Origin of the sequence: Lysobacter concretionis Ko07 = DSM 16239 (assembly GCF_000768345.1) — a bacterium.
Taxonomy (GTDB): domain Bacteria; phylum Pseudomonadota; class Gammaproteobacteria; order Xanthomonadales; family Xanthomonadaceae; genus Novilysobacter; species Novilysobacter concretionis.
The window spans coordinates 211,566-238,139 of record NZ_AVPS01000004.1 but is presented as its reverse complement, the minus strand read 5'-3'; the positions used below and the strand labels follow the sequence as shown (position 1 = coordinate 238,139).

The 26,574-nt window shown below is 65.0% G+C and carries 29 protein-coding genes; 15 read left to right on the top strand and 14 right to left on the bottom strand.

Going from position 1 to position 26,574, the window contains the following annotated elements; translation table 11 throughout:
* Positions 1 to 110: 110 nt before the first annotated feature.
* The 8 genes from N792_RS05695 to N792_RS05660 all read right to left on the bottom strand — a co-directional run bounded on the left by N792_RS05695 (position 111) and on the right by N792_RS05660 (position 6,196).
* Positions 111 to 281, bottom strand: a complete 171-nt coding sequence (locus N792_RS05695) for a hypothetical protein (RefSeq protein ID WP_156969304.1) — start codon at positions 279 to 281, stop codon at positions 111 to 113.
* A gap of 201 nt (positions 282 to 482) precedes the next feature.
* Complete coding sequence (locus N792_RS14085; protein ID WP_036193314.1) at positions 483 to 896, bottom strand: hypothetical protein; 414 nt, start codon at positions 894 to 896, stop codon at positions 483 to 485.
* A 243-nt stretch (positions 897 to 1,139) separates the two neighbouring features.
* Positions 1,140 to 3,149 carry an AAA family ATPase gene (locus tag N792_RS05685; RefSeq protein WP_198025572.1) on the bottom strand — a complete coding sequence of 670 codons (2,010 nt, stop codon included), beginning with the start codon at positions 3,147 to 3,149 and terminating at the stop codon, positions 1,140 to 1,142.
* Between the two features lie 218 nt (positions 3,150 to 3,367).
* Positions 3,368 to 3,922 carry a hypothetical protein gene (locus tag N792_RS05680; protein WP_036193309.1) on the bottom strand — a complete coding sequence of 185 codons (555 nt, stop codon included), beginning with the start codon at positions 3,920 to 3,922 and terminating at the stop codon, positions 3,368 to 3,370.
* The gene (locus N792_RS05675; RefSeq protein ID WP_036193307.1) at positions 3,919 to 4,143 is read right to left on the bottom strand and encodes a hypothetical protein; all 225 of its coding nucleotides are present in this window, start codon (positions 4,141 to 4,143) and stop codon (positions 3,919 to 3,921) included. The genes N792_RS05680 and N792_RS05675 overlap by 4 nt, the downstream gene beginning before the upstream one ends.
* Complete coding sequence (locus N792_RS05670) at positions 4,140 to 4,382, bottom strand: hypothetical protein (RefSeq protein ID WP_036193305.1); 243 nt, start codon at positions 4,380 to 4,382, stop codon at positions 4,140 to 4,142. Before N792_RS05670 ends, N792_RS05675 begins: the two co-directional genes overlap by 4 nt.
* Positions 4,383 to 4,457: 75 nt before the next feature.
* On the bottom strand, positions 4,458 to 4,964 hold the full coding sequence (locus tag N792_RS13965; RefSeq protein WP_156969303.1) for a hypothetical protein: 507 nt from the start codon (positions 4,962 to 4,964) through the stop codon (positions 4,458 to 4,460).
* Positions 4,961 to 6,196 (bottom strand): site-specific integrase, encoded by a 1,236-nt coding sequence (locus N792_RS05660; RefSeq protein ID WP_036193301.1) that lies wholly within the window; start codon positions 6,194 to 6,196, stop codon positions 4,961 to 4,963. The genes N792_RS13965 and N792_RS05660 overlap by 4 nt, the downstream gene beginning before the upstream one ends.
* Before the next feature lie 339 nt (positions 6,197 to 6,535).
* On the opposite strand from N792_RS05660, the gene arsC reads away from it, so the two are divergent.
* On the top strand, positions 6,536 to 6,886 hold the full coding sequence (gene arsC, locus N792_RS05655; protein ID WP_036193299.1) for an arsenate reductase (glutaredoxin): 351 nt from the start codon (positions 6,536 to 6,538) through the stop codon (positions 6,884 to 6,886).
* Between the two features lie 55 nt (positions 6,887 to 6,941).
* On the opposite strand, the gene N792_RS05650 is transcribed toward arsC, so the two are convergent.
* Both N792_RS05650 and N792_RS05645 read right to left on the bottom strand, forming a co-directional pair.
* The gene (locus tag N792_RS05650) at positions 6,942 to 8,567 is read right to left on the bottom strand and encodes an FMN-binding glutamate synthase family protein (RefSeq protein WP_036193297.1); all 1,626 of its coding nucleotides are present in this window, start codon (positions 8,565 to 8,567) and stop codon (positions 6,942 to 6,944) included.
* A gap of 21 nt (positions 8,568 to 8,588) precedes the next feature.
* Positions 8,589 to 9,911: a lytic murein transglycosylase gene (locus tag N792_RS05645; RefSeq protein ID WP_156969318.1), complete on the bottom strand. Its 1,323-nt coding sequence runs from the start codon at positions 9,909 to 9,911 to the stop codon at positions 8,589 to 8,591.
* Positions 9,912 to 10,322: 411 nt separating this feature from the next.
* Between N792_RS05645 and N792_RS05640 the strand changes: the two genes are divergently transcribed.
* The 3 genes from N792_RS05640 (at position 10,323) to N792_RS05630 (ending at position 12,305) form a co-directional block, all read left to right on the top strand.
* Positions 10,323 to 11,522: a tyrosine-type recombinase/integrase gene (locus N792_RS05640; RefSeq protein ID WP_036193295.1), complete on the top strand. Its 1,200-nt coding sequence runs from the start codon at positions 10,323 to 10,325 to the stop codon at positions 11,520 to 11,522.
* 133 nt (positions 11,523 to 11,655) lie between these two features.
* Positions 11,656 to 11,991: a type II toxin-antitoxin system RelE/ParE family toxin gene (locus N792_RS05635; protein ID WP_036193293.1), complete on the top strand. Its 336-nt coding sequence runs from the start codon at positions 11,656 to 11,658 to the stop codon at positions 11,989 to 11,991.
* Positions 11,988 to 12,305, top strand: a complete 318-nt coding sequence (locus tag N792_RS05630) for a helix-turn-helix domain-containing transcriptional regulator (protein WP_036193290.1) — start codon at positions 11,988 to 11,990, stop codon at positions 12,303 to 12,305. The genes N792_RS05635 and N792_RS05630 overlap by 4 nt, the downstream gene beginning before the upstream one ends.
* A 235-nt stretch (positions 12,306 to 12,540) precedes the next feature.
* Here the strand turns inward: N792_RS05630 and N792_RS05625 are convergent, their stop codons facing one another.
* Both N792_RS05625 and N792_RS05620 read right to left on the bottom strand, forming a co-directional pair.
* Positions 12,541 to 14,286 (bottom strand): ATP-binding protein, encoded by a 1,746-nt coding sequence (locus N792_RS05625; protein ID WP_036193288.1) that lies wholly within the window; start codon positions 14,284 to 14,286, stop codon positions 12,541 to 12,543.
* Positions 14,283 to 15,656, bottom strand: a complete 1,374-nt coding sequence (locus N792_RS05620; RefSeq protein WP_197540957.1) for an SIR2 family protein — start codon at positions 15,654 to 15,656, stop codon at positions 14,283 to 14,285. The genes N792_RS05625 and N792_RS05620 overlap by 4 nt, the downstream gene beginning before the upstream one ends.
* Positions 15,657 to 15,995: 339 nt before the next feature.
* On the opposite strand from N792_RS05620, the gene radC reads away from it, so the two are divergent.
* The 6 genes from radC to N792_RS05590 all read left to right on the top strand — a co-directional run bounded on the left by radC (position 15,996) and on the right by N792_RS05590 (position 21,376).
* Positions 15,996 to 16,502, top strand: coding sequence for a RadC family protein (gene radC / locus N792_RS05615; protein WP_036193286.1), 507 nt, complete (start codon positions 15,996 to 15,998; stop codon positions 16,500 to 16,502).
* A 123-nt stretch (positions 16,503 to 16,625) separates the two neighbouring features.
* The gene (locus N792_RS05610) at positions 16,626 to 17,096 is read left to right on the top strand and encodes a DUF2958 domain-containing protein (RefSeq protein ID WP_425478846.1); all 471 of its coding nucleotides are present in this window, start codon (positions 16,626 to 16,628) and stop codon (positions 17,094 to 17,096) included.
* Between the two features lie 65 nt (positions 17,097 to 17,161).
* Positions 17,162 to 17,440, top strand: coding sequence for a hypothetical protein (locus tag N792_RS05605; RefSeq protein ID WP_036193283.1), 279 nt, complete (start codon positions 17,162 to 17,164; stop codon positions 17,438 to 17,440).
* A 709-nt stretch (positions 17,441 to 18,149) separates the two neighbouring features.
* Entirely contained in the window at positions 18,150 to 18,974 is an 825-nt protein-coding gene (locus tag N792_RS05600) for a DUF932 domain-containing protein (RefSeq protein WP_019396530.1), read from the top strand.
* Positions 18,975 to 19,052: 78 nt separating this feature from the next.
* On the top strand, positions 19,053 to 21,104 hold the full coding sequence (locus N792_RS05595) for a ParB/RepB/Spo0J family partition protein (RefSeq protein WP_036193282.1): 2,052 nt from the start codon (positions 19,053 to 19,055) through the stop codon (positions 21,102 to 21,104).
* A gap of 62 nt (positions 21,105 to 21,166) precedes the next feature.
* Positions 21,167 to 21,376, top strand: coding sequence for a hypothetical protein (locus N792_RS05590; protein ID WP_036193281.1), 210 nt, complete (start codon positions 21,167 to 21,169; stop codon positions 21,374 to 21,376).
* A gap of 133 nt (positions 21,377 to 21,509) precedes the next feature.
* Here N792_RS05590 and N792_RS05585 read toward each other — a convergent pair whose 3' ends face one another.
* A complete protein-coding gene (locus tag N792_RS05585) occupies positions 21,510 to 21,944 on the bottom strand; it encodes a hypothetical protein (RefSeq protein WP_036193280.1) in 435 nt (144 codons plus the stop codon).
* A gap of 823 nt (positions 21,945 to 22,767) precedes the next feature.
* On the opposite strand from N792_RS05585, the gene N792_RS05580 reads away from it, so the two are divergent.
* Positions 22,768 to 23,082 carry a DUF736 domain-containing protein gene (locus N792_RS05580; RefSeq protein WP_003107092.1) on the top strand — a complete coding sequence of 105 codons (315 nt, stop codon included), beginning with the start codon at positions 22,768 to 22,770 and terminating at the stop codon, positions 23,080 to 23,082.
* A gap of 63 nt (positions 23,083 to 23,145) precedes the next feature.
* Here N792_RS05580 and N792_RS05575 read toward each other — a convergent pair whose 3' ends face one another.
* The gene (locus tag N792_RS05575) at positions 23,146 to 23,451 is read right to left on the bottom strand and encodes a helix-turn-helix domain-containing protein (RefSeq protein WP_036193277.1); all 306 of its coding nucleotides are present in this window, start codon (positions 23,449 to 23,451) and stop codon (positions 23,146 to 23,148) included.
* A 240-nt stretch (positions 23,452 to 23,691) separates the two neighbouring features.
* Between N792_RS05575 and N792_RS05570 the strand changes: the two genes are divergently transcribed.
* The 4 genes from N792_RS05570 (at position 23,692) to N792_RS05555 (ending at position 26,373) form a co-directional block, all read left to right on the top strand.
* Complete coding sequence (locus N792_RS05570) at positions 23,692 to 24,042, top strand: DUF2958 domain-containing protein (RefSeq protein WP_036193275.1); 351 nt, start codon at positions 23,692 to 23,694, stop codon at positions 24,040 to 24,042.
* A gap of 308 nt (positions 24,043 to 24,350) precedes the next feature.
* On the top strand, positions 24,351 to 25,124 hold the full coding sequence (locus N792_RS05565; RefSeq protein ID WP_036193272.1) for a DUF2285 domain-containing protein: 774 nt from the start codon (positions 24,351 to 24,353) through the stop codon (positions 25,122 to 25,124).
* Positions 25,125 to 25,207: 83 nt separating this feature from the next.
* Entirely contained in the window at positions 25,208 to 25,489 is a 282-nt protein-coding gene (locus N792_RS05560; RefSeq protein WP_003107109.1) for a helix-turn-helix transcriptional regulator, read from the top strand.
* A gap of 26 nt (positions 25,490 to 25,515) precedes the next feature.
* Complete coding sequence (locus N792_RS05555; protein ID WP_036193270.1) at positions 25,516 to 26,373, top strand: replication initiator protein A; 858 nt, start codon at positions 25,516 to 25,518, stop codon at positions 26,371 to 26,373.
* The last annotated feature ends 201 nt before the right edge of the window (positions 26,374 to 26,574 follow it).

Below are 26,574 nucleotides of genomic sequence, written 5' to 3'. Positions count from 1 at the left end.
CGCCCGCCGTATGTGGCGGGGCTTGTTGTTTCGCAGGCAGCGCCCGGCATGCCTGTTACCGCAGATGACAGCGCCCGGCATGTCATCTGCATTTCGCTAAAATTCTTGACTCATGAAAGGCTAAAAATGCTTCGCCGCTTCAGTTGCCGTAGCAGCTTGTCCAAAGACTCTGGAGACAGCGCCTGTGCCACGCCCAACCGAAGCGAGCGGGACACGCCGTAATCGCGTAGCAGCCATTCCAGTTCCCGGCGCTTGATCGCATGTTGCTTGTGGTCGCCCATGCCGTCCTCCTGCGCCCGCCGAATCACTCAGGCGGGGTCGTGTTCTGAATTGTGGATGCGTGAAGTTTGGGGGTGGCTCGGTGTCCGGTGTCGACCTCTCCAGACTTTCCATGCCCCCCCTCACAGAGCGCCCGGATATCGCGCCGGGCATCGCGTGGTGGCTCTGGTCGGGTCGGGTGTAGGGCCACAACAACAGTTTGCCTAGAAGCGGGGGCGCAGCGTTCCCGATCGGTAGCGACCCACTGCCTGGTCGATTCCACGGGACAACCAGCGCGCGGCATCGGTGCGCAGTCGCAGGAACTCACCATTGCGCATTCGCAGTGCCTTGGCTGCCACGCCGGCCGGACGGCACCGCCTCGACGCCACCAACGCCATCGCATCGGTGATCGCCGCAACGGCCACCAGCGGCTCGCAGTGCCACGCCAGTGACGCGCAGCGAGCAAGGTAGCGCCTGACCTCGGGGGCGCGCTCCTGACCGCCTGTTTGCCACCAGACCAGCAAATGGTCGCCGTATGGGTTGCCGTGCCCTGCGAAGCCACGGCGGCCCGCACACAGTCCGGCCCAGGTCGGCGGGACGTGCTCTCGATAGCGGGCCGCGTCGAACTCACCGTCCACCGCCTTGACGCAGGGACAGCAGCCACTGGGTCGCGGTGGTCGCCGCCTCGCTGTTGTTGTGCCGGTCGGGATGGCACAGCCGGATCAAGCGGGGCAGCATCTCGGCAGGCACCGCTGCCGGGGGCGCTCGCCTGGTCGTCGCGGGCTTGGCGTTGGTCTCGCGCCAGCAAGGCAGGCAGAGCCGCTTCCAGTCGTCGGCAGAGTCGCGGGGGAACCCAGCCCCGCACCGATCGCACCGGGCGTTCACAGCGCCACCTCGACGCAGTGACGGCAGCCCTCGCCATCGCACCTAGGACACTCGTCTGCGTTAGTTGCGTTAGTTGCGTTAGTTGGGGCTTCAACGGAACTAACGCAGTCCCCCGACTGCGCGTTAGTTGCGCGTGGGGGTATGGGGGTATCTAACCAACGCGGATTTGTGGTGATTTTTTCACCACCTGCGGGGGCAGACTGCGTTAGTTCGGAAGGCTGCCAGCACTCCCGGACGTTCCTTGACGGCGTGGTGTACGTCGCGCGGACGATGCGCCCCTCTCGAGCGAGTCGAACGATTGCCGCCCGCACGCGCTTGCGGCCACTCTTATCGCGGTAGACCTTCCCCAGCTCGGGAAGCGCCTCCAGTGCATGCACCGTGGTATGCGGGCCAGCCGTGGAAGTCGTGATGATCTCGCCCGACTCCACTGCCACGCGCACCACCTCGAACACGTGGTCAGCGTCGGCACTGGCGATCAAGTCGGCGCTTGCGTTCGCGCTCGCCGTGTCCACCGCGACGGGGATCAACACGCCCAAGTCATTCCATGCCAACCGCACCGGGTCAGCTTTCTTGGCGAGGTTGCATTTCTCGTGGCGTAGCTCGATCGCGCCATCCTCGTCGACCAGCGCCAACCGGCTGCGGGCCGAGTTGTGCCAGGCCGTGCTGCCGGAGTAGTTGTTGCCGCTGCCTCCGCTGCGCGCGGCGTGCTTGTCGATATGGGCCAGCAACACCAGACCGGCGTCGTTGGTCTTCGCGATGCCCGCCAACCGGCGCATGAAACCCCGCACCTGCCTGCGGTCGTTTTCGTTGCCGTCGAATCCATCCGATGCGTTGTCGACCACGATCAAGCCAGCCCCGACGCATGCGGCCTCCATCTCGACCATCAGGGGCGTCGGCACCAACGTGCGGTTGCCGTGGTCGTTCAACTCGGTCATCAGCGCCGCATCGCCCTGCGTGCCGTCGAAGATGCGCACGTTCGCGGCCACCAGTTCCGAATCTAGGCGGTACGTCTCCACGATCCTGCGCAGGGTGAAACGTACCTTGTCGCCGGAGTCCTCCAGGCTGATAAACACGCCTTTGCACTGCTCGAACTCGAACCCAGCCCAGGGTCGCCCGCACGCGGTATGCGCGACCATCAACAGCGCGCCGTTGGTCTTGCCACCACCGCCATGACCACCCAGCAAGGTCGCCACGCCGCGCGGGATGATCGGGGCAGCCACGAAGCGCGGGGCCACCACCTTGGCGCTCATCAGGTTGCCCACCTCGACCTCGATCAAACGCGGCTCGGGCGGCTCATCATTGGCATCATCCGCGTCGGGTTGATCCGCCTGCTTCCATTCGCCACGCCGGCACTTGTCCAGTGCACCGTCGAAGGCGCGCCGGATCTCATCGGCAGGAACCTCGCGCGTCCACCGGCCCCGTGCGGCCTCGGCAAACAACGCCGCCAGCGCCGCGTCGGAACCCAGCCCGTCGAAGTGAACCTGCCGTGCGAATCGCGCCGCCAGCTTCAGCAGATCGCCGTGGCGCTCCTCGCTCACCACACGCTCGCCAGTGCCCGTTGCATGCTCTTGCCGGGGGGTCTCCTTGGACGCCTGCGGGAACGCTGCCAGCACCTCGACAGCACTGTATGGCGGCTCGCCCGATTCGTGGATGATGCGGGTCTGGAACGGCTCGCCCTTGCGGTGCACGAACCCCGGAAGGCGCATCACGCGCGATGGATTGCACACGCTGGGGTCGCTGCCGTACCGCGCCGCAATCGCCTGTTGCGTCGGCTTGAACGCATCCACGCCCATGCCGTCGACCAGCCAATAGGCGTGGTACTTGCCGGCGCTCGATTCAACAATCAGGTGCGGGTCCAGGTCGAACGTGTCCGGCATCGGCGTGCCATCGAAGTCGGCGAACACAGCCCGGACGCGGACTATCTCTGCATCCTTACCACCACCATCGCCGACCACCACGAACACGCCGCGCCCGTTGCCGTTGTCCAGTTGCAGGTCGGTGGCCACGTCGACCAGCGCGCCGGCGTAGTTCTTGCCGCCACCGCTGCCCGTATCGGCGAACGTGCGGAAGTGCCACGACTCGCCATCGGGATCAAGCACGGCCAGGAAGCGTTGCGCTTCGTGCACGTCTACAGCGATGGGGGTATGATCGGAAACGAAGCTGCCCGCTTCAATGTTTTCCGCGCCTCGACCCTCGCCGGTCGGGGCGTTTTCATGTGCGGGCCTCATTGGGCCACCGCCATGACGATCGCGTGTACCTGCTCGCCGGGTGTGTAGCGCTTGCGCTGAAGCACGTCAGCCAATGCCTCGACGGCCCGCCAATGCTTGCGCACCAACTGCTTGGCGGTAGCCCAAGCCTCGCCCTCGGCTTCGCGTGGATCGGGTAGCAGTTCAGCGCGTGCACGCATCGCTTCGTGATCCCCGCTGCCGCCACCAAACAACGCGATCTCCATCGCACTGCGCCGCGAATGCCTCGCTTCGGCAATGACGCCGGCCGCCAGACCGATCATGTCGATCAAGGCGGAGTCCCGGCGAACCGGCACCACGATGCCCTGAGCCAAACATTCCTTGACGCTGGCCGGGTGCACCATCGAACTGCCCTCGACCAGCCCCTGCGCATGTACCGCCACGCCGCGCTCGGTGATGATCTTGTCGCCCGTCCGCACTTCCTGTTTGGTGCGCATGTGTACGCCGTCGATCCACTGGCCTTGGATGACGCCCACCACCGCGTGGCCGGCCTCGTGGATCGCCAGGACGCGGGGGTATTTGACGGCAGTCATTCCGCCACCTCCTGCGCCAGGACGGCCACCAGTTGGCTGGCGCTGCGGTGCATGCCGTGCAACTGATTGGCGATCCGATCGGCACCATCCCGCGTGGGGTTCGTGCGTAGCGTTTGCAGGGCAGCGGCTAGCGCGTCGGTGGCGTCGATCAACTCCGCGATGCGGTCGGCGCTGGGGCGGCCATAGATGGCGCGCAGGGCGGCAATCTCGGGGGCGGTCATACCACGGCCCTCCGCTCCACGTCCCGCGCCCGGTACGAAACCGGCCGGCCGGCGTTGCTCTGCTTTTGCAGGAAGTCCACCCATGCCTGCACGGCTTCGGGCTTGGCGAAGCGGCGACGGCCGACAAGGAACGTGTCCAGGTGGCCGGCCTTGATGGCGTCGTGGATCAGCGGGAGGGATTCGCCAGTTGCCTCGGCAATCTGCGCCAGTCCCAGTTTGAACGGTTGAATCTTCTTCAATTTTTTGCCCCTTGTTACGTCGCGAGGGGGTCGCGACTGGGGGCAGACTAGGAACGCTGCGCGGAACTGTAGGAGCTACGGTTCCTTGTTTTCTCCCTGCACCCGGCGGACATAGCGCGGGGTCGCGCCGGTCTTGCGTGCGACGGTTGCGACCTTGGCGGAATCCGGGCCGGCGTAGGCACTCAGCGCGGCAAGGATCGCGGCCCGCTTGGATTCAGGGCCACGCCGCGCCTGCTTGCTCGCCTTCGCGCCTTTGCGGCCTCCGTGCTTTTGTTTCTGCCCAGCCATCGCGAGGGGTTTGGCTTGAACCATCTTTTGACGCGCTCGCATAAGCTGAAACAGTAGACCGGCCGTTTCTCGTTCATTGGCCCGGAAGGCAGCGAACGCCTGCGCCCGATGCCGCAATAGCTCATCTCGTGCGCTGCATTCGTAAAGGCCAGTCAACCACACGTCGAAAGCTGCAACTTGAAAGCCGAATTCAGCGTCTCCCCAAGTATCGAATGTGACCTGCTCGGGGTCGTCGCACTCGCTAAAGTCTGCGAAGTCCTGCGCGATGTGAGTCCATTTAGGCAGGCCGCTCATTGCATCGCCCCCAGCTTAGCCACAGCAGCCGCCAGGTGGTCAGGCGCGAGGTGGGCGTAACGCAGCGTCATCTTGATGTCGGAGTGGCCTAGCAACTCGCGCACGGTGTTTAGGTCCACGCCGCCCATGACCAGCTTCGATGCGAAGTCGTGGCGTAGATCGTGGAACCGGAAGTCGATCAACTTGGCGTCGGTGGTCAGGCCGGCCCATGATTTCTTGATGCTGCCCATACGCGCGCCGCCCTCGCTCGGGAACACCAGCCCGGTGCCGTCGCTCTGCTTCTTCCATCGGGTCAGCACATCGGAAGCCTCGATGTTCAGGGGCACGTGGCGGGTCTTTTCAGACTTCGCCGATGCCGCCGTGACGGTCAGCATATTGGCCGCAAGGTTGACCGTCTTCCACTCCAGACCGAACAACTCGCCACGCCGCAAGCCGGTGTTCATGGCGAGCAACACCATCGGCGCTAAGTGATCCGTGAAGCCGTCGTCCGGCCACAGCGGATGCCCGGCAGTGCCTCGCGCTTCGTGCCATGCGTTGTGCCGCTCACGGCTGGCCCTACGGGTGGCCTCACGGGCCGCCAGCGCCTCGCGTAGCGCCTTGGCTTCATCGGTCGTCAGGTAGCGCACCACGTTGCCGGTCGTGACCCTGGAAGGCTTGACGCCGGTCAGCGGGTGCACCTTCAGCAGCTTCCATTCCACGGCCTTGGCGAGCGCGGCTTTGATCCCAGCTAGGTCGCGGTTGGTGGTCGCCGTGGTCACTCCCTTGCGACGGCGCGCGGTGATGATGCTCTCCACGGCCTTTTGGTCGATATCCGGCAACGGGGTAGCCGCCAGCTTGGCGAACACGGACAGGATGCGGTTAACAGCTTCCGTGCCCCGCTTCAGCTCGTGCTTTACCCATTCCTGATAGTCGCCCTCGACGAACTCGCGCAGGGTCAGCGGCTTGTCGGCTACCGGCTTGCTCGCCTGAATCACGGCCAGCGGCGCGCCGTGTTTATCGGTCTCGACCAGCCCATCCCGCGCTTTTTTTCTCGCCGCCTCGACGGTGACGCCCGGCCACTTGCCAAGCGAGCGCGAGCTAGTCCGCGACCATTGGACGTTGAACGACTTGACGCCGGACGGCTGCACGCGCAGGAACAATTGCGGAACCTGCGTGTCCCAAACCCGGTAGGGGTCGCCCTCGGGTTTTGCACCCTCGACAACAGCCGGTGACAACTTGCGCGAGACCTTCATAATCACTCCGTAACTGCACCGTAACAGCAGGCCGAAGGATACCGCGAAATGTCGCGAAATGTCGCGGCCTTATTTATCAATGACTTACATTGCAACTCGCTGATACCAAAGGGTTAAAATACGCCTTCACACGGCAAGGGTCAGTTGTTCGATCCCACTACCGCCCACCAGGACAATCACGAAAAAGCCACCTTCACCGGGTGGCTTTTTTGTTGTGGGCGTTTGTTGTGGGCGCAAATCGGGGGAGCAGGCAGGCTTCGGCCCTCGTGTCCTCGCGTCGTCGCGCCGGATGGCGGCGGCTACGATAGGTGCCCGATCCACCGGCACTGGAGCCTTCCCATGAACGACACCCGGCTGTACCACAACCCGCGCTGCTCCAAGTCACGCGGGACACTGGAACTGCTGCAACAAAACGGCATCAACCCGCAGGTCATCCACTATCTGGACACGCCTCCCACCGTGGATGAGCTGCAGGAACTGCTGCGGATGCTCGGCGTGCCGGCGCGGGAGCTGCTGCGTACCGGCGAGACCGAATACGCCGAACTCGGCTTGGCCGATCCGGACAAATCGGATGCGGAGCTGATCGGGGCGATGGCCTCCCATCCGCGCCTGATCGAGCGGCCAGTCTTCGTCCATGGCGGACGGGCCGTGATCGGCCGGCCACCCGAGCGGGTGCTCGAACTGCTCTGAGCTGCCCATCTGGACCGGGCCGCCCGCCTCCCGCCTCAGCCTGCGTTGCGCATCGCTAGTACGACTTGCTTTCCTGCATCGACTGCACGTGGGCGGGTGCCGCAAACGAGTCGCTGCGCGCAGCGGCCCAATACTTCTGGAACACCGCGTGTTCGGGAATGCCGGCCAGCAACTGGCCGGGCTTGAGAAACCGGTACAGCGCGGCCAGCGAGCGCACCTCGATCGGCGACACCCGGCGCAGGATGTGCTCCGGCCCGACCTCGCCCGGGCTGCTCAAACCCGCCGCACACAGCAGGTCGCGCAACGCGATCATCGTGTTGCGATGGAAGCCGTGCACGCGGATCGACTTGTCGGTGACATCCAGCCCTTTCCAGCGCGCCGGGTCCTGGGTCGCCACGCCGGTCGGACAGCGGTCGGTGTGGCAGCTCTGGGCCTGGATGCAGCCGACGGCGAACATGAAACCACGGCCGGAATTGCACCAGTCCGCCCCCATCGCCAGGGTGCGGACGATGTCGAAAGCGCTGATGATCCGTCCCGCACCGCCGATCCGGATCTCGTCACGCAGTTCCAGTCCGACCAGGGTGTTGTGCACCAGCATCAACGCCTCGTGCATCGGCACGCCGACATGGTTCATGAATTCCGCCGGCGCCGCACCGGTTCCGCCCTCGGCGCCGTCAACGACGATGAAGTCCGGCAGCAGGCGGGTTTCCTGCATCGCCTTGGCAATGCTGAACCACTCCCACGGATGGCCGATCGCCAGCTTGAAACCGGTCGGCTTGCCGCCGGACAGCTCGCGCAGGCGGGCGACGAACTGGAGCAGTTCAATCGGCGTCGAGAACGCGCTGTGCTGTGCCGGCGACACGCAATCCACACCAGCCGTGACGCCCCGGGTGACCGCAATTTCCGCACTCACCTTCGCCGCCGGCAGCACCCCGCCATGCCCCGGCTTGGCGCCCTGCGAGAGCTTGATTTCGATCATCTTGACCTGCGGGTCGCGGGCGTTTTCGGCAAAGCGCTCGGCGTTGAACCGCCCTGCCTCGTCGCGGCAGCCGAAATAGCCCGAACCGATCTCCCACACCAGGTCGCCGCCGTGCTCACGGTGATACGGCGAGATCGAGCCCTCGCCGGTGTCGTGATAGAAGCCGCCCAGCTTGGCACCCTTGTTGAGCGCGCGGATCGCATTGGCCGACAAGGCACCGAAGCTCATCGCCGAGATGTTGAACACGCTGGCCGAGTACGGCTGCGCGGTCTTCGCGCCGATCAGCACGCGGAAGTCCGGGTTGCCGTGCGGCGCGGGCGCCATCGAATGGTTGATCCATTCGTAATCGTTGGCGTAGACGTCCTGCATGGTGCCGAACGGGCGGGTGTCGTTGACCGACTTTGCGCGCTGGTACACCAGTGCCCGCTGCAGCCGCGAGAACGGCACCTCGGCGGTGTCGGCCTGGATGAAGTACTGGCGCATTTCCGGCCCGATCGATTCCAGTCCGTAGCGGAAGTGCGCGATCACCGGGTAGTTGCGCCGCAACGCGCTGGAACGCTGCAATAGATCGCAGGTGCCCAGCACCGCCACGCTGCCGCATATCACCACTGCCCAGATCCACTGCGGGGACACGAACACCGCCAGCAACACCGACAGCAGGGTCAGCGCGAGGCTGAGGAAGTAAGGGGCATAACGCGACATGGAGGTATCCGCTGGATGGACTCAGCGGACGAGGATACCTGTGGACGGACACGGGTCGCCCGGCCTGGAGCACGTGGCCGCTGGGTCCGGCTGTGCCGCCCCGGTTTCCGCCGGGCTGGACTGCAGGGCCCGCAGGATCGCCTGACCGGCCCGTCCGTCGGGCGGCAGGCCAAGGCGCACCTGCTCTGCCTGGATCGCCGCCCGGCTGGCAGCACCGATCATGCCGTCCACCTCGCCGATGGCGTGCCCGCGCTGCAGCAGGAGCGTTTGCAACTGCCGCCGCTCGCGCCGCGACAGGCCGGGATCACTGGTCGGCCACGCGGCAACCAGCCCACCCTGCCCCCGCAACCGGTCCGACAACAGGGCAATCGCCAGCGCGTAGCTCTCGGCCGCGTTGTAGGAATAGATCGCATCGAAATTCCTGAACACCAGGAACGCCGGCCCCGTCCGCCCGGCAGGCAGCAGCAAGGCGGTCGCCGCATCCGACGGCGCAATCGCGCTGCCATCCACCCGCGTGATGCCAAGACCGGCCCAGTAGGACAACGGCCGTCGTGCCGTCCGCCCCGTCGTTCCTGCGTTGAACCCCGTCGGCAGTCGCACCTCGAAACCCCAGGGCTCGCCGGTACGCCAGCCCGAACGCTTGAGGTAGTTCGCCGTTGATGCCAACGCATCGGGCACGCTGCCCACGAGATCCCGCCGCCCATCGCCATCGAAATCCACCGCGATGCGCCGATAGGTCGATGGCATGAACTGGGTGTGGCCGAACGCACCGGCCCAGGAACCGACCAGCTGGTCCGCCGCTACATCGCCGGCCTGGATGATCTGCAACGCAGCCAGCAACTCGCCACGGAAGAACCCCTGCCGTCGGCCCATGCACGACAGCGTCGTCAGCGAGTTCAGCAACGGCCGCCTGCCGAACGTCCGGCCGAAATCGCTTTCCACGCCCCACACGGCCACCACCGTGGCGGGATCGACTCCGTATTGCGTCGCCACCTGCGCCAGCGTGTCCGCGTGCTGTCGCAGCATGGCGCGCCCGTCCTCCACCCGCTCCGCGTCCACCAGCGCGGCCAGGTAATCCCATATCGGCGTCCTGAACTCGGGCTGGCTGTCGAGCAGCTTCAACACCGACACGTCCGGGACAATCGTGCGGACATGCCGGTCGAAGACGGAACCGCTTATGCCCGCAGTCCCGGCCTGCTTCTGCAGCTGGTCGAGGCAGCGGGCGAACGCGGCGGCGTCATGGGTGATCGCTTGATCCGGAGTGAGGGGTGCGGACGGTGGCGCACCCGCCGCGACACCCGACATCGTGAGCAGGACCAGCAAAGTGACGAGTCGCAAAGCCATGTCGAAACCCCGCGTGCGTGAGCCAGGTGTCGATGCAAATCCACGACTGCCTTCCCGGCAGGGCGCGATCGACTCCGTGTACCAGAGTGCTCGCCACACCGGGGCTTGTCGACCCGTCGCGCCCGTGACCGGGCCACTCATGTTCGAACGGCATTGGCGGTCGCGACGCCGATCTATTGCTGGTGCCCGGACCGGGAATCGAACCCGGATAGCCTTGCGGCTGACGGATTTTAAGCCAGAGCATGGCATCCGCACCGGGCTACCGATGGGCTTGGATGAGGCTTGCTGTAGCAGGTTTTCCCCCAGGCCAATGCCTTCGATCATATCCCGGTGCGCGATGCAAACCGCCCCGGTTCCCCTCCGCCTGGCTCCTAGCCGGCCCCTGGAATCGGGACCTATCAGGAGCACCTCATGGCGAAAATCAAACTCACCAAGTCCGTCGTTGACACGGCGCAGGCGCAAACCTGCGACGTGGAACTCCGGGATACGCTCGTTCCGGGCTTCTTGTGCAAGGTTACACCAACCGGGCGCAAGGTCTTTATGGTTCAGTACCGCACGAACTCCGGCGTGCGGCGCAAGCCGGCAATCGGCCAGTTCGGCGAGCTGACGGTCGAACAGGCCCGGTCGCTGGCACAAGACTGGCTGGCCGAAGTCCGGCGCGGGGGCGACCCCGGACTCGACAAGGCCGAGGCCCGCAAGGCGCCGACGGTCAAGGAGCTGTGCGGCCGGTTCATGGACGATCACTCCAAGCCGCACAACAAGCCCAGCACGCAGGCCGGCTACCAGTACCAGATCGACAGCTTCGTCATCCCAGCCTTCGGCAGCAAGAAGGCTCACGAGGTTACGCGCAACGACATTACCGCGCTGATGAAGCGCATGGAGAAGTCCCCCACCCAGGCCAACCGCGTGCTGTCGCTCGTCCGCAAGATGTTCAACCTGGCCGAGCTGTGGGGCTATCGGCCCGATGGCTCCAATCCCTGCCGTCACGTCCCCAAGTACCCGGAAAAGGGTTCGACCCGGCTCATCACCGACGACCAGATGACCAAGCTGTTCGCCTATCTGGAGAAGGCCGAGGCAGAAGGCTTGGAGCACCCCATCCACCTGTTGGCCGTCCGGCTGCAATTCGAGTTCGCGGCGCGCATGTCGGAAATCCTGCTGTTGCAATGGGATTGGCTCGACCTGCCCAACGGCCGGGTGGTCTGGCCGGACAGCAAGACCGGTGATATGTCCAAGCCGTTGAGCGAGGAAGCCCGCCGGCGGCTGACCAATGCCCCCCGCTACGGCGATTCGCCCTATGTCTGCCCGGCGATCCTCGACCACAGCAAGCCCCTCAGCACCCATACCTACTATCAGGCTTGGCGGCGCATCCTTGACCGTGCCGGGGTGCCGAAGGTCGGCACCCACGGCATCCGCCACCGCTCGGCGACGGACATTGCCAATTCCGGTGTGCCGCTCAAGGTTGGCATGGCGCTGACGGCGCACAAGACCGTGGCGATGTTCATGCGCTACGTCCATACCGAGGACGATCCGGTGCGGCAAGCGGCCGAACTGGTGGCGGCCCGGCGCAAGACGATCACGGGTGCGCAGCGCCCGGCAGAGCTAGAAGCATGAGAAGGACACTGCCCACTGCGGTTGCGCGGGGAGCTGCCGCAGCCTGCCAACAAGGAAATCCGAGACAGTGTCTCGGAAATGTGGGCGCCGGCTCGCCCCTTCATCCTTGACTTTCATTCGTCTATAAACGAAAATGACCATGTACCGAATCGAGCACTACCTCACGGCCGACGGCCAGAAGGATCTCTACACCGACTGGCTGCGGCGCTTGCGTGATGCCCAAGCCAAGGTGGCGGTCATCCGTCGCGTGGCCCGTGTCGAGCAAGGCAACTTCGGTGACCACAAGTTTTGCCGCGATGGCGTGTGGGAGCTACGCATCGACGTGGGGCCAGGCTATCGGGTGTATTACGGCTTGGCGGGCCAGCGGCTGGTGCTGCTGCTGTGCGGTGGCGACAAGCGCACGCAGGATGCGGACATTGACCGGGCGGTGGACTATTGGCAGGACTGGCAACGGAGAACCGACGAATGAGAAGCAGACCCCATGACGAGGCGATGGCCGAGCTGTACCGCAGCGATCCGGCGCTCGCACTGGAAGTCATCAACAACATCCTGGCCGATGGCGACCAGGCCGAGCTGATGACCGTGCTGCGCCAGCTTGCACAGGCAGTCGGTGGCGTGCAGGCGGTGGCCGAACAGGCTCACCTGAACCCGACTCAGCTTTACCGCACGCTGTCGCCGAAGGGCAATCCCGCCCTGAACAGCCTGACCGCCATCCTCAAGGCGATGGGCCTGCGCTTGGCGGTGCAGCCACTGCCTTCGCCGCCGTCCGCGCACGTGGCTTGACCCTCGGCGGGAAAGCGCCCGCCGATTCTCGTATCACTGATACGACAATTTCTCCCGTTCATGCCCTGGTGTCAGCTTGGGCGTCCCGGCGCGCCGCCGGCGCGCTGTCTTACTGCACATCAGGCCTCGCTGTACGAGTCTCGCCCCCCAGCGGGCTTCTTCATCGTCGGCAAGTTCGACTCACCGCCGTTAATCCTCAAATCATTCGGCAGCCTACTCGAAATTCAGGCGATCCCTATACCTTCCAGTGGGTCTGGTAGTTGGGACCGTCAGAAAAAGGCTTCGCGCTCGGCGGGAAGACTTGAATGGTCAACGGGATGGGGAAATCGGCGCCGATGATCGCAGCCTCGCCGGGCTTCAGATTGGGCAGAAACGACGATGCCGATCGGTCGATTTCGCCGCAGGCGCGTTCGACAACCTCGCGGTCCCGATCATTCGTGAGCCGATGTACCACGAGTGTTCCCATCTGGCTCAGAACACCTTCCGTTATGTCGCGTGGGCGCTGAGTTGACAGACAGATATTGAGTCCGTACTTACGGCCCTCTTTGGCGATCAACTCGAATGCGTCCAGGCGGGCAACCGCGTCATCGGCTCCGATATGCCGCCCGAGAAAGTTGTGTGCCTCATCGACGATGACGACAACAGGGCAACTCTTGAATGCGCCATCGCGTGCCATGTTGAGAAGATGCCGTCCGATCACGTTCGCGATGATCTCGCGCGCCTTGAACTCAAAGGCAACGCCACTCAGGCATATCCGAAGCAACCGATCTTCGTTGGAGACGAAGGATGAGATGCTTTCCGTCAATGCAGGAGCCTTCGACTTGAAGACACAGTCGAAGGACGATGAACTGAGAATGCCGCTAATGCGCGACATCAAGGACAGGCAGTATGAGACCTCGCCCGAGTCGCCACCCCATTTTGTGGTGTCTTTTGATCCCCGGGCCACGCCGAATCCGTCCGGGTAAACGCACTCCTGCTCGATCTGTGAAACGAGCTTCCACACGTCGAACGCTTGCTGTGGATCATCAAGTTTCTCCGCGATGCCAGCCTTGGCTTCTTCGGTCAGGATCGGGACCTTAGACTGATCGATCTTCTTGATAATCCCGCCTGTCGCAACATGAGGAGCGAGAGTGGCGAGTCGAAGGCTGCGAATCGCCGCACGCAGTTTCGGCCCCTGAACCTTGCCAGCAGGCTCGAACAGCGCGATAAAGTCCGACTCCATGAAGGACGTATGCGGCAACGAACAAGAAGCAGAAGACTTCGCAGTGCTGACCGGCGCACCCAGGTGAAGATTTGAGACGTGTTCTCCGTCGAACCCGCGATATTCCCCCGTCGCGTCCAAGAGGATGATCTTGGTCTTGTAGCGCAGGCATTCTTCAATGATCCGAGCGGTCGTCCAACTCTTGCCGCCGCCAGTGGCGCCCAGAATCGCGCAGTGCCGGCCGAACAGTTTCTCCGGCTTGACCGACACGTAGCTTTCAGGCGCGACATCGATCGAGCCCAGCTTGAGAAGGACGTGGCTCGCTTCGGTCTCCGCCGCCTCCATGAACTTCGGTAAGTTGGCGATGAAGCTGTGCGGCGCAGCGTAAACGCGGTCGCCCAAGCGAGGATAGGAGTCAACGCCCGCCGAGATTCGAAGTGAGTCCATTGCGATGGAGCCCAGCAGTTGGATCGTCCCGATGCCGTCCAGATCCGGCACCCTGCCATGCGAGGTGTCGATCAGGCGCCTGTCGGCATCTGGCAAATGGATCTCGACCACCCGTCCAAGCAGGAGGTTGATCTGTCCCTCGATCAGGACGAACTCTCCAACCTCACCTTTTCCGTATCGGCCACCCAGAAAGTGGGAACCGCTGGGCGAGCCCGCCTCGTTGAGGTTGAACTTCACCACCTGGGCGGAAACGGAGCACAACTGGCCAACATACAACTCCGGTCGGAGCAATCCGCGCGGAAAAGCGTCGGTGACGTCGAGCGCGGTACTCATGTCGGTTTGACCAGCGACTTGATGTCGCGCGTGAGCCGCTGCGCGGGCGTCAGCGATTTGAGGTCCGGAATCATCTCGGCGAACTCGCTGAACGTGGCATTGATCAGCCACACATCCTCGCCCTGTTTAGCGAGGCTGTAGAGCGCATCCCAGTATCGGTTGTTTTCCTTGGGCCGGGAGGTCAGGTCGTCCGCCGAGGGATTGACGATGATCAACCGCAAATGCGGGTTGGTGCGGACCGCCGCGACAATAGGTTCAGACAAGTGATCGTCATTGAAGCCGAACCCCGAGACAATGAGGCAGGTATTCGGTTCACGCAGCGCCGCCAGGTACTGGGAGATCAGTTCCAGGTGCGGTTGTACGTAGGACTGTTGGTATTTTCCTTTGGCGGGATAGATGAGACAGGCCGTTTCCGGTGTTGGATCGGTCTTGATCTCGATATCGCCCGAACTGGACTGATCCCAGTTGACCGAACCATGCAATTTGTAGAGGTGAAACACACCCTCCAGCGGATTGCCGACCTCATCGCCGGTCGAAGGTCGGCGGACGATGTCGTATAGGAAGAACCGCGGGTCAAATTGCCTGGGCTGCGTGAACGAGAAACCGTCGAGCAAGACCAGCCCCTGCTTGCCAGCAGCGCGCTCAAAGCACAGATCGTAGTTCGTCGTGAACAACTTCATCCGCGAGTCGCGGACGCGGCGACGAGACAGTCGATGTAGGAACGTGCGATGGCTCGCCAACTTTGAATCGTCGGCTCCATTGAGAAAAGCGGAGCACTTCTTCAGGATCACGGCCTTTGAGGCGGATACGAATTTTTCGACCTGCTCGCTCTTCTTGATCTGAAGGTATGCGTCACACCGTGAAAGAAGGGCCTCGATGTTCTCATGTTCGACGGCAGTCTCATAGCCGATCTCAGAAATGACAGCTTCAGCCTGCTCGGTCGGCTTCCGCTCATCCTTTCCAGTGTCGGGATTCGAGTTCACGCAGTGGTCCCACAGCGTCCACATCGAAGGACCGTTGATCTCTCCCAGAGATGTTCCACTTCCTGCGAGTGCAACCACATGTTGCATCTGAAGCGAGGACAGCAATACCGCCTTCAGTTCTTCGCGCGCTGCGGCGGCCTCCGACAGCATCTGCTGCCTCTTGGCATCATCGGCCTCGCCAGCCGCGTCCGGCCTGAGCGCCTTCCAAGTGCCGGCTTCCGGACTGAAGAAAAGTTGTTGACCGAAGGTGGTCGGCTGTGGCGTCGTCATGTCGTCCCTACAGATGTATTTGGATTCTTCCGGATACCCGATCGCCCCGGACTTGTCCTTTGGAATAGTAACAAAGCGCTTCGCACATTCTGGCCGACCCGCGGCCCCAATATCCATGAAAGCCAAGGCCGTGCGTCCCGGCGCGATGCGCCGTCTGGTTCGCGGGCTGCGCCCCGCGCCTCGTGCCGAGTCGCGGCCATTCGGCTTTGACCCCTGACGCCTCCGGCCCTCTCGGGCCTGCGCGCTCCGCTTGCCCCCAAAGCCGACTGTGTGCAGTGGGCGGGTGTGGGCGGTCTTGCTGTTCCCTTCACCGTATCACGGCGTTCTCGCTGTCAAGGGCGGCGCGCGCCATGCGCGCTTGCGTCCTCGCGGCCGTCTAGCGACCCCTGACTGCTTGCGCTGCGCCGTGCTGGCGCCGGTTCCGGGCAATTCCGCCCGAGCAACCGGAGCACGATCATGTCGCAACTGACCCTCTCACTCGATACCCCGCTGATGGTGCGCGATGGCCGTGGGCGCTATCGGCCGGCGGACGCCGACCAGATTCTGGAAGCCGCACGCCAGGTTATCGAACAGAAGATGCAGCGTGGCGCCGAGTTCACTTCGCCGGTGGTGGTCAAGGACTACCTGCGCGCCAAGCTGGCCGGCTTCGAGCACGAAGTCTTCGCGGTGTTGTTCCTCGACACGCGCCATCGGCTGATCGACTACGTGGAGATGTTCCACGGCACGATCGACGCCGCCGAGGTGCATCCGCGCGAGGTGGTCAAGCTGGCGCTGCGGCTCAATGCGGCGGCGGTCATCGTTTCGCACAACCATCCGAGCGGGAACCCCGAGCCGAGCGCGGCCGACAAGGCGCTGACCTCGCAGCTTCGGCAGGCGCTGGCGCTGGTGGACGTTCGCACGTTGGATCACATCATCGTCGCGGGAAGCCGTACCACGTCATTCGCCGAGCGCGGCCTGCTTTGACCTTTGGGGGCTTCGGCCCCCATTTTTTGCTGCGCCCGGCGGCGCAACTCCGGCCCTCGCGGGCCTGCGCGTGCTGCGCACTTGCCGAAAACCGGGCTGCGTGGAGGTGTGAGGGAGGCGGTCTTGCTGTTCCCTTCATCGTGCCACGGCGTTCTCGCCGTCAAGGGCTGCGCGCCGATGGCGCTTGCGTCCTGGCGGCCGTCGTTGACCCAAATCCGCCCGGCAACCTTTCAGGAGTTCACCATGAACAACGCACTCATCACTGACGAACAGCGCATCGTGCTGCTGGCCAAAGGCCGCGAATCGCTGGAGAACCCGGACTTCGATCCGGCCCCCGTGGTCAAGCTGTTCACGCCGGACGCCGGCGCGACCTGGCTGCTGACCGAGATTGATCCCGACGACCACGACCACGCCTTTGGTCTTTGCGACCTGGGCCTGGGTGCGCCGGAAATCGGCTGGGTCAGCCTGGGCGAACTGACGACTGTGCGCGGCGGGTTGGGCCTGCCGATCGAGCGTGACCTGTCTTTCCGGGCCGAGAAGCGATTGAGCGCCTACGCGCGCGATGCGCGGCTGGTCGGGCGGATTGCTGTCTGACCCGGCCCTGGGAGCGCCGCAAGGCGCTCCTTGCGCTTTCTTGACCATCGAAGGAGATCAATGCCATGAGCAGCCATCACGACTACATCATCGAGATCACCGCGCAGCACGATGCGCTCAAGCCGTTCGCGCCAGAGAACGGCCAGCCCTTGCGCTTCAAGATCGGCGACGCGGTGATCTACACCAACGAATACGGCGCGCGGTTTCGGCGCCGCGTCGCCGGGTTCTACCAGCCCGCCGGGCTGTCTGGTCTGTACGCGCGTGGTGCGCGCTACCTGCTGGACTCGTCATCGCCGTGGATGCCGGTGTCGGAATCCAGCCTGCGTCCTGACGACTCGGCGTGATGCCTTCGCGCCCCTTCCGGGGCGCTGCGCGCTTCGCTTGCCTCCGGGGGAAAGCCCTGCGGGCTATCCCCGCCGCGCAATGCTTCGCGCCCCTCAAAGACCGCCGAACCGGCGGCGCCGGATCGGCCAGATCGCAGCCGCCGCTGTCGAACCTGTTTCCCGATGACTGGCGCATGAGCTTGTGCATCGAGCATTGAAGGCTGTGCGTCCCCGGCCAAGAAACATGGCCGGTCGCGCTGTCGTGCGCGCTGCGCATCGAGCCGCCTGCGGCGTCTCGCCCCTTCCGGGCTTCCATCGTTCCCTCGCTCCGCTCGGCTGACGCCTCCGGCCCGGCTTCCAGATCCGGGCCTGCGCGCTTCGCTTGCCGTGCGGTCGGCGTGTTGAGGGGCCGTTGCCTTGTCCAGCCGTCTCCCCTGACTTCATCACCTTCACCGCGACTGTAGCCCGCGCCCGTGTGCCGTCAAGGCGCGCAGGGCCGTGTCCTCGCTTCGCTGCGGGCCGCACCAACCCTGCGCTTGCCTCCTTGACGGCACCCGTCCGCGCGCTCCTGACCGTCGCGGGCGATGAACTCAGGAAAGACGGTGGCAACAGGGCCAACCGGGTTCCTCGTGCCGACCGCACCAAACAGCCGAAAGGCTGGGCTCCGAATCTAGGAATCCGGTGTGCGGTGTGAACAGCAAACCCTTCTTTCTTTGTCAGGAGAAATGCCATGCAACTCGCATCCCGCTTCGCTTCCCGTTCTCCGGTGCTGCGTTCGGAACGTCCCTTGTCCGATGACCAAATCCGGGCCGTGGCCCCGTCCATCTTCGCGGAGGCACCGCACGAAAGCCGCTCCGAGCGGTACAGCTACATCCCCACCGCGACCGTGCTGCAAGAACTGCGCGGGGAAGGCTTCGAGCCTTTCATGGTGACGCAGACCCGCGTGCGCCACGACGACCGCCGCGACTACACCAAGCACATGATCCGCCTGCGTCACGCCAGCCAGATCAACGGCCGCGAGGCCAACGAAATCATCCTGCTGAACTCCCATGACGGCACCAGCAGCTATCAGATGCTGGCCGGGATGTTCCGCTTCGTTTGCAGCAATGGCCTTGTCTGCGGTGACACCGTGGCCGACGTGCGCGTGCCCCACAAGGGCGACGTAGCCGGGCACGTCATCGAAGGCGCTTACGAAGTCCTGCACGGCTTCGACCGGGCGCAGGAATCCCGCGATGCCATGCGCGCCATCACGCTCGACGCCGGGGAATCGGAAGTGTTCGCCCGCGCTGCGCTGGCGTTGAAGTATGACGAGGACAAGCCCGCGCCCATCACGGAATCGCAAATCCTGATGCCGCGCCGCCATGACGACGACCGCCGCGACCTGTGGAGCGTGTTCAACCGCACGCAGGAGAACTTGACCAAAGGCGGCCTGTCCGCTCGCGCCGCAAATGGCCGCCGCCAGACCACCCGGCCCGTGCAGGGCATCGACCAAAGCGTGCGCCTGAACCGCGCCCTGTGGCTGCTGGCCGATGGCCTGCGCCAGTTGAAAGCCTGAATCCCCACGCGGCAAGGGCAGGCAGCAGCCCTTGCCGCTTCTCTCGCTGCTGCATCCCAACCGCAAGGAGTTATCACCATGAACGCCGTACCCAAAACCGAAACCGTCGCCATCGAAGCCGCCGCACCGCTGGAAATGGCCGACCCGTCCAAGAACCTGATTCTGGTTCCGCTCTCGCAGTTGCTGCCGCGCCGCTCCAAGCGCAACGCCCGCAAGATGCCGCGCCTGTCCATCCCCGAACTGGCCGCGAGCATTGCCCGCATCGGCTTGCTGCAAAACCTGATCGTCATCCTTTCCGCCGATGGCGAGACTTACGAGGTGGTGGCCGGTGATCGTCGCCTGACCGCCTTGAAGCTGCTGGCGAAGAAGAAGCGCATTCCCGCCGACTACGAAGTGCCGTGCCTGCTGGTGCCCGATGCTTCGGCCCGTACCGTCAGCCTCGCGGAAAACCTGATGCGCGAGCAGATGCACCCCGCCGACCAGTTCGAGGCGTTCGCCGCGCTGGTCAAGGAAGGTCGGCCCATCGAGGACATTGCCGCAGACTTCGGCGTGTCCCCGTTGGTGGTGCAGCGCCGCTTGAAGCTCGCCCACATCGCGCCGCGCCTGATGGCCGACTACCGCGCCGGAACCGTCACGCTGGAACAGTTGATGGCCTTGACCATCACCGACGACCACGCCGCGCAGGAAGCCGCGTTCTATGGTGCGCCGGAATGGCAGCGCAGCCCGTCCAAGCTGCGCGAGCGCCTGACCGAGCGCGAAATCGACGCCACGCACGCGCTGGTGCGCTTCGTCGGGCTGGAAACCTACCAGCAGGCAGGCGGCGGCATCCGCCGCGACCTGTTCGCGGAAGGCGATGCCGGAACCTACCTCACCGATACCCCAATGCTGGAAACGCTGGTGCGCGACAAGCTGGCAACGCTGGCCGAGGACGTGCGCGCCGAGGGCTGGGCATGGGTGGAGGCCGTGCCGCATCTGGCCTATGAGGAACGGCAGGCGTTCCAGAACGCCCCGCGCCATCGTCGCGAGCCGACCACCCGCGAGGCCCGCCGCATCGCCTCGCTGGAAACCCGCCTCGAAAAGATCGACGCCGAACTGGAAGAAGCCTGCGACGCCGAAGACGAGGCCAAGGCCGAGAAGCTGGAACAGCGGCGCGATCAGGTGGTCGGGGAACTGCAAGACGCGGAGGAAGCCTTGCAAGGCTACGCCCCCGAGGTGCGCGAGGTGGCCGGTGCCATCGTCACCATCGACCGCAACGGCGAGGCCGTCATTCATCGCGGCCTGCTGCGTGAGGCCGAGGCCAAGGCGCTGCGCACGCTGGAAAAGCTGCGGCGCGGTTTTGGCAGCACCGAAGGCGAAGCCGCCAACGACGAGCACGAGAACGCCGACGACGCGCCCAAGGCTGCGAGCCTGTCCGACCGGCTGGCGCAGCGGCTGAGTGCCCACCGCACGGCGGCGCTGCAAATCGAAGTCGCACGGCATCCGCACGTCGCGCTCGCCGCGCTTGTGCATGGCATGGTGCAGACCGTCTTGCAGCCCGACGCCTACGGCGATGGCCTGCCGCTGGGCGTGCGCCTCACGGTGCAAGACCGGCTGGAAGGCATGGCCCCGGACTGGCCGGAATCGCCCGCCGCCGTGGCGCTGCGCGAACTGCAACAGGTGGCAGGTGTTGCCTTGCCGGAGGACAGCGCCGAACTGTTTGCCGCGCTGCTGGCGAAGCCGCAAGACGAACTGTTGCGGCTGCTGGCCGTGTGCGTGGCTTCCACGGTGGACGTGGTGACGCCCCGCGCCACGACGCACCGGCCCGGCGAGGAACTGGCGCAGGCCGTGGGCCTCGACATGGCCGCATGGTGGAAGCCGACCGCAGAAGGCTACTTCAAGCACGCTTCCAAGGCCGCGATTCTGGATACCGTAGGCGCGTTTGCACCGGAATCCGTCACCCGGCTGGCGAAGCTCAAGAAGGCCGACATTGCCAGTGAGGCCGAGCGGCTGGCCGATGGCACGGGCTGGATGCCCGCCATCTTCAAGGCCGCTGGCCCGCAGGATGCCGCGCAGGAAGAAAGCCCGAAGCAGGACGCCCCGGAGGATGCCGAAGCAATGGCGGATGAACCCGCCGAGGCGCTGGCCGCTTGAGCCGCGCCGAAGGCAAGCGCCCCGGCCTCGACCGGGGCGCTTCGCTGCAAGGAGAAGCCCCCATGACCCGCACCACCACCAGCCGCCCGCGCATGGCGGCGATCTACGCACCCGGCACCGTACGCGCCCGCCGCTGGCACGGCGCAGACGACGTGCGCGGCTACCGCCCGCCCTCGGGCTGGTCGGCCCGCGCCGACCTCACCGACATTCATCCCATCACGGGCCGCACCTTGCCGCGTGCCGTGTGGTGGCTCATCGAGACGAAGGAATAACCGCGATCAGCACCGCGCCCATGCCGTACCGTCCTGGGCGCGGTGGACGCAAAATCCGGGCGCGGCAGTGGCCGCGCCCGGTGTTCAAGGCCAACAACCGAATCAGAACGCCGCTGCCTTCGCGGCGGCGGCATCAGACGATGCCGTGCTGCCTCAGCAGCGCCTGTTCGTCACCTGATACCCAGCCGAATATCTTGGGTTCGCCGTCAAGCTGCTGCATCAGGTAATGAACGTCGAAGTCGATGGACACGTCCGGGGCTGCGCCCCGGTCATAGGTCGCCGTCCAGGCGACGTGCGCGAGGCAGTGGTGGTCGTCGATGGGGTCGATGCGAACCCCGCGCAGCATCATGTCCTTCGTGCCGAGCTGGCGGTAGCGCTCGAATCCTTGGCGCATGACCTGTTTCAGTTGCTCGTCGTTCTGGCCTGCCATGACCCCGGCTGGCGAGGCCGCGATGAAGGCAGTGGCGTAGGACGAGGCGACCTGCTCCATGTCCGCTTCGTTTTTCAGTCCTTGGCGGAAGAAGTGCTGGTATCGCTTGAAGAACTCATGGATGCGCTTTTCTTCCATCGGTGCTTCCTTGGGCGTGGGCTTCGCTGTTCGTAATCGTCATGTTAGGGCGTGTCGGCGCACAGCGCCGCCGGGCTTTCGGGCTGCGCCCCGTGCCGTCTTTGCCGTCACGGCCATTCGGCTTCAATCCCTCACGCCTTCGCGCCTGCGGCGCTGCGCGCTTCGCTTGCCTCCAGGGGAAAGCCCTGCGGGCTATCCCCGCCGCGCGATGCTTGGCACCCCTCAATGCCGCCGAACCGGCTGCGCCGGATCGGCCCGGCCAGCGCCCCGCCGCGATGGACGGGGCGCTGGCGAACACGCTGGCGCTCGCTGCGGCAGGTTGTGCAGGTGCGTGCCGTCCTCAACGCTGGCGGTTCCTGCCCATCACGTCACGAAGGACGGTTCACGGACGACCCGCCCGGCATCGCTATGGAGCTTCCAAGCCACGCCTCAAGACCGGCGCCGCAAGGTGTGGCGTGGGCATTCTCGCCTGTCGTTTCGGGGTTGACCTGGCCCGCGTCAGCGGGCGAGCCGGAGAAGCCTTCGGGCGGGGATGCCGAGTCGGCCCTATCTCCTTTCGGAGCGGTTCGGCCCAAGGCGTCCTTGTCTCGTTGTGAATCCTGGCGGGGGGCGCGGCTGCGCCTCGGGCTTCATGGCTGCAACCGTCCGGCGAAAACAATTTCCCCGCCGCTGCGCGGCTTCCTCGCGCGGCAAATTCTTTTCGCCTCCCGGCTCTCCACTGCGTTGCGACCGCAAGCGGTGCAGCCAGCCCGTCCCCCGCCGGCCGGATCACAACAAGGACGCGATGGGCGCGAACCTTGTTCAACAGAAAGGAGAAAACATCATGGCCAACATCGGCACCTTCACCACCGACAAAGACGGCTTCACCGGCACGCTTCGCACCCTGACGCTCAACGTCAAGGTCAAGCTGGTTCCCAACGACAAGGGCAGCAGCGAGAACGCCCCCGACTTCCGCCTCCAGGCCGCCGGCCACGACATCGGCGCGGCCTGGAACAAGACCAGCGAGGCCGGGCGGGAATACAAGTCCGTGACCCTCGACGATCCTTCGTTCCCGGCTCCGGTCTATGCCCGCCTGATCGAAGGCGAGGACGGCACGCACGACCTGATCTGGTCGCGCAGCAAGCCCCAGGCGGCGTGACCGCCGCAGCGCCCCGCTCATTGCGGCGGGGCGCTGTGCTGCTGTGCGCAGCACATCACCGCGTCACGCGCGCGTTTTCGCCGCGTCGCGCTCCTTCAACACCGCCTCCAGCTCCCGGCGCACCTGCGCCAGCAACTCGTCGGCCTTGCGCGGGCTGTCGCCCGCGTAGGCCAGCGTCAGCAGCGTGAGCGGGTGGATCTCCATCACCTCGCACAGCTCGGCCAGCTTATGCAGGGTCGGGCTTTTCAGGTCGCGTTCGAGGGTGCTCATATAGGTACGGCTGGACACGTCGGAGAACGCTTCCTGGCTCAAGCCACGCGCCTTCCTGACTGTCTTCAACGCCTTCGCCAATGAGTTCCCAGCCGCCACCTATGGTTTCCCTCGAAAAACCAAGATGACAGCCCATTGCGCCCTATAGGGCTACAATCTATAGTGTTCATTTGGTGTTCTACGTTTTCGTGCCTTTACGGAAATCCACATCGGCGGGTTCCAGCAAAGCCACGCAAGCGCATCCGTGCTTACACACGAAGGCGTAAATCCGGTTATGCGGTTCTGTGCTTGGGCGTGAAACCGCATCCGTGCATCATTGGATTTGTGGGATTGCCGACCATGCCCCAGCCACTCGCCACCGTCCCGGAGCGCGCGCAACTGCTCGCCAACGGCGAGGCCCGCGCCGCTGGCCGGGCCATCGACCCGGTGCCCGTGGTTCGGCTGTTCACGCCGGACGCGCATGTGACCTGGCTGCTGGCCGCGCTCGATCCCGCCGATGGCGACACTGCCTGGGGCCTCATCGACCTGGGGATCGGCATGCCGGCCCAGGGCACCGTCAAGCTGTCCGAACTGGCCGGCATCGTCGGGCCGCATCAGCAGCCCGTGATGCGCGACCTCTTCTTCCGACCGACACGCACGCTGTCGGAGTACACCCGGCTGGCTGAGCGCGACGGGGCTATCCCGGACTGAACACAGCCTACTGTGACTTTTTCAGTCCGGTGTCATACCGGATAGGTCTCAATCGAGATTCTTGCGGCGTAGCCGCACCAATCTGATCCAAATAGACATGATGCCCGGCGCGGGCTGCGGCAGGCTGGCTTGTATGGCGCCCCACATTGGGGCGCTGCCGCCGCAGCATTGAGACGTGTACCGCAACGCATCGGAGCCAATCGGTCTTGACAGCCCCAATCCACTTTTTAACCCATGACGTTCTGACGATGGCGATGTAGCGCGTAGCCCTGCCGTGGCGGCGAGTCCTGTTCGCGGGAGGTTGCGTCATGGTCGATCCCCATCACGTCGCGCATTGGTATCCCACTGCCGCATACCTGTATGTCTTTTGGCTGGATGCGCTCGCACTGGCTTGGGAATACCTGCGCAGGCATCCCGACTACCGGCTCGACTGGCTGCGCTGTCACCATCGGCCACAGGCGGCACAGGAAGCGGCGCACCGCTGGGGCTTGCGCCTGCTGGAAGACCCGATACTGGATGCACGCGACGCGCATCCGGCTTGGCTGCCTGGCCATGCAGCCGTTGTGCAGCTCTATCCCGACGCTGACCCGCCACAGGATGCCGCCGCCTTCGCGTTCTGGCGCATCCCCGGCCACAAGCAGTTGCTCCACGACGGCAAAGGGCTGGCGTTGATCGCGCGCAGCCCAGGCCATTGCCTGCGCTTCGCGCTCGCGCCTGGACTGGAAGACGGCATGGCTGTCGCCTATGCCCACCGCGGCGGTACTGCAGCGCCTGCGCGCAGCCAAGCACCCGGTGCGGCCCTGGTCGATGCCAAGCCCAGGCCAATACCTTCCGCGCTGCTGGAACTGCATACCCTGCAGGCGCTCGACGCGACCCTGGCGGGCGCGTCCTTGCGCGAGATCGGCGAAGGCTTGTTCGGCGTGGACGCCGTGGCCGATTGGTACAGCGACGGCGGGCTGCGCTCGAAGGTGCGCCGCCTGGTACGGCGTGGCGATGAATTGATGTGCGGCGGCTATCGCCGACTAGCACAGCTTCCGCCGCTTGAGAAGGGTCGTTTTGAGGACGACGCAAAACGGCCCTGAGCAGGACAGCTTGGTTTTCTGAGACTGCCTCCATCCGGTCGCGCTGTGTGGCCGGGCGCTTTCAACCGATGGAGGTTCACACCATGCGTCCCGCTCCCTTGCGGCCTGCCGCCACTGTCTCGACCGCTGCCGCGCAGCCCCAACGCTATCTCACCAACGACGAAGCCGCCGAGTACCTGCGCCTGTCGCCGCGCACGCTGGAAAAGCAGCGCGTGATCGGCGGCGGCCCGCGCTTTCGCAAGTTCGGCCGCCGCGTCATGTACGCCGTGGCCGACCTCGACGCCTGGGCCGCCGACCGCAGTTTCGAGACGACTTCCGATCCCGAATACGCCGAGCACCACTCGGCCGACAGCCGTGCGCGCTGATCGGCGGCGCGCGGCAGGCCATCGCTATGTCCAGCACCGCGCTGCCGTCCCGGCAGCGGCCGTTGCAGGAGCGCGAACAGCTCGACCTGTTCCGCGCCTTGCCCGGCGACATGGCGCCGCGCGACAGCCAGGATTTGATGGCCTATCCGTTCTTCTCGCTCGGCAAGTCCAAGCGGGTCAAGCCCATCGACTTCCGTGCGGGCAACGTGACGATCCGCGTAGAGGGCACGCAGGAGCACGGCATCGCCACGATTTGGGATGCGGACGTGCTGATATGGGCGGCCTCGCAGATCGTGGAAGCGAAGGACGCGGGCCTGCGCCCTTCGCGGCTGATGCGCGCCACGCCCTACGAGATCCTGCGCTTCATCGGGCGCGGCAAGTCGCTGCGCGACTACCAGCGCCTCAAGGCCGCGCTGGATCGGCTGCAATCGACCACGGTGGCCACGTCCATCCGCGAGACGACCGGGCGGCGCCTGCACCGCTTCTCGTGGATCAACGAATGGAAAGAACTGGCCGATGCTCGCGGCACGCCGCTCGGCATCGAGCTGATCCTGCCGGACTGGTTCTTTGCGGGCGTGCTCGACGCCGCCCTGGTGCTGACCATCGACCCGGCGTATTTCCGGCTCACCGGCGGCATCGAGCGGTGGCTGTACCGCCTGGTGCGCAAGCACGGCGGCAAGCAGGCATACGGCTGGCAGTTCGACTTCCGCTATCTGCACCAGAAGTCCGGCAGCACCGCGAAGCCCTACGACTTCGCCTGCGATCTGCGCGCGCTCGTCGCGCGGCAGTCGCTGCCCGGTTACGTCCTGGGCATCGAGCGGATGCCCGACAACGGCATGGAGCTGCTGACGTTCCGGCCCGTGCCGCAGACGGCACGGGGATAACTCCGGGAAAGCCTGTGAATGGTGTCGTGCTATCAGGCGTGCGGGGTATCGTGCTATCAGGCGTGGGACTATCGTGCTATCAGGCGTGCCGATCAGCCGCAAACCCGCGCCAGCATTGGGTTTGCGCGCCCTCTAACTTCCCTAACTTAATTTCTCTAACTTTTAGTAGAGAAACGCCGCTGCGGTGGACAACCACCACGC

Bases quoted from the DNA above. Each gene is read 5' to 3' on its own strand.
- N792_RS05595 (WP_036193282.1), top strand. From the start codon at position 19,053: ATGAACGCCGTACCCAAAACCGAAACCGTCGCCATCGAAGCCGCCGCA.
- N792_RS05680 (WP_036193309.1), bottom strand. From the start codon at position 3,922: ATGACTGCCGTCAAATACCCCCGCGTCCTGGCGATCCACGAGGCCGGC.
- N792_RS05630 (WP_036193290.1), top strand. From the start codon at position 11,988: ATGAGAAGCAGACCCCATGACGAGGCGATGGCCGAGCTGTACCGCAGC.
- N792_RS05635 (WP_036193293.1), top strand. From the start codon at position 11,656: ATGACCATGTACCGAATCGAGCACTACCTCACGGCCGACGGCCAGAAG.
- N792_RS05620 (WP_197540957.1), bottom strand. From the start codon at position 15,656: ATGGATATTGGGGCCGCGGGTCGGCCAGAATGTGCGAAGCGCTTTGTT.
- N792_RS05660 (WP_036193301.1), bottom strand. From the start codon at position 6,196: ATGAAGGTCTCGCGCAAGTTGTCACCGGCTGTTGTCGAGGGTGCAAAA.
- N792_RS05675 (WP_036193307.1), bottom strand. From the start codon at position 4,143: ATGACCGCCCCCGAGATTGCCGCCCTGCGCGCCATCTATGGCCGCCCC.
- N792_RS05640 (WP_036193295.1), top strand. From the start codon at position 10,323: ATGGCGAAAATCAAACTCACCAAGTCCGTCGTTGACACGGCGCAGGCG.
- N792_RS05585 (WP_036193280.1), bottom strand. From the start codon at position 21,944: ATGGAAGAAAAGCGCATCCATGAGTTCTTCAAGCGATACCAGCACTTC.
- N792_RS05580 (WP_003107092.1), top strand. From the start codon at position 22,768: ATGGCCAACATCGGCACCTTCACCACCGACAAAGACGGCTTCACCGGC.
- N792_RS05650 (WP_036193297.1), bottom strand. From the start codon at position 8,567: ATGTCGCGTTATGCCCCTTACTTCCTCAGCCTCGCGCTGACCCTGCTG.
- N792_RS05565 (WP_036193272.1), top strand. From the start codon at position 24,351: ATGGTCGATCCCCATCACGTCGCGCATTGGTATCCCACTGCCGCATAC.
- N792_RS05645 (WP_156969318.1), bottom strand. From the start codon at position 9,911: ATGGCTTTGCGACTCGTCACTTTGCTGGTCCTGCTCACGATGTCGGGT.
- N792_RS13965 (WP_156969303.1), bottom strand. From the start codon at position 4,964: ATGAGCGGCCTGCCTAAATGGACTCACATCGCGCAGGACTTCGCAGAC.
- N792_RS05600 (WP_019396530.1), top strand. From the start codon at position 18,150: ATGCAACTCGCATCCCGCTTCGCTTCCCGTTCTCCGGTGCTGCGTTCG.
- N792_RS05590 (WP_036193281.1), top strand. From the start codon at position 21,167: ATGACCCGCACCACCACCAGCCGCCCGCGCATGGCGGCGATCTACGCA.
- N792_RS05605 (WP_036193283.1), top strand. From the start codon at position 17,162: ATGAGCAGCCATCACGACTACATCATCGAGATCACCGCGCAGCACGAT.
- N792_RS05695 (WP_156969304.1), bottom strand. From the start codon at position 281: ATGGGCGACCACAAGCAACATGCGATCAAGCGCCGGGAACTGGAATGG.
- N792_RS05570 (WP_036193275.1), top strand. From the start codon at position 23,692: ATGCCCCAGCCACTCGCCACCGTCCCGGAGCGCGCGCAACTGCTCGCC.
- radC (WP_036193286.1), top strand. From the start codon at position 15,996: ATGTCGCAACTGACCCTCTCACTCGATACCCCGCTGATGGTGCGCGAT.
- N792_RS05560 (WP_003107109.1), top strand. From the start codon at position 25,208: ATGCGTCCCGCTCCCTTGCGGCCTGCCGCCACTGTCTCGACCGCTGCC.
- N792_RS05625 (WP_036193288.1), bottom strand. From the start codon at position 14,286: ATGAGTACCGCGCTCGACGTCACCGACGCTTTTCCGCGCGGATTGCTC.
- N792_RS05555 (WP_036193270.1), top strand. From the start codon at position 25,516: ATGTCCAGCACCGCGCTGCCGTCCCGGCAGCGGCCGTTGCAGGAGCGC.
- arsC (WP_036193299.1), top strand. From the start codon at position 6,536: ATGAACGACACCCGGCTGTACCACAACCCGCGCTGCTCCAAGTCACGC.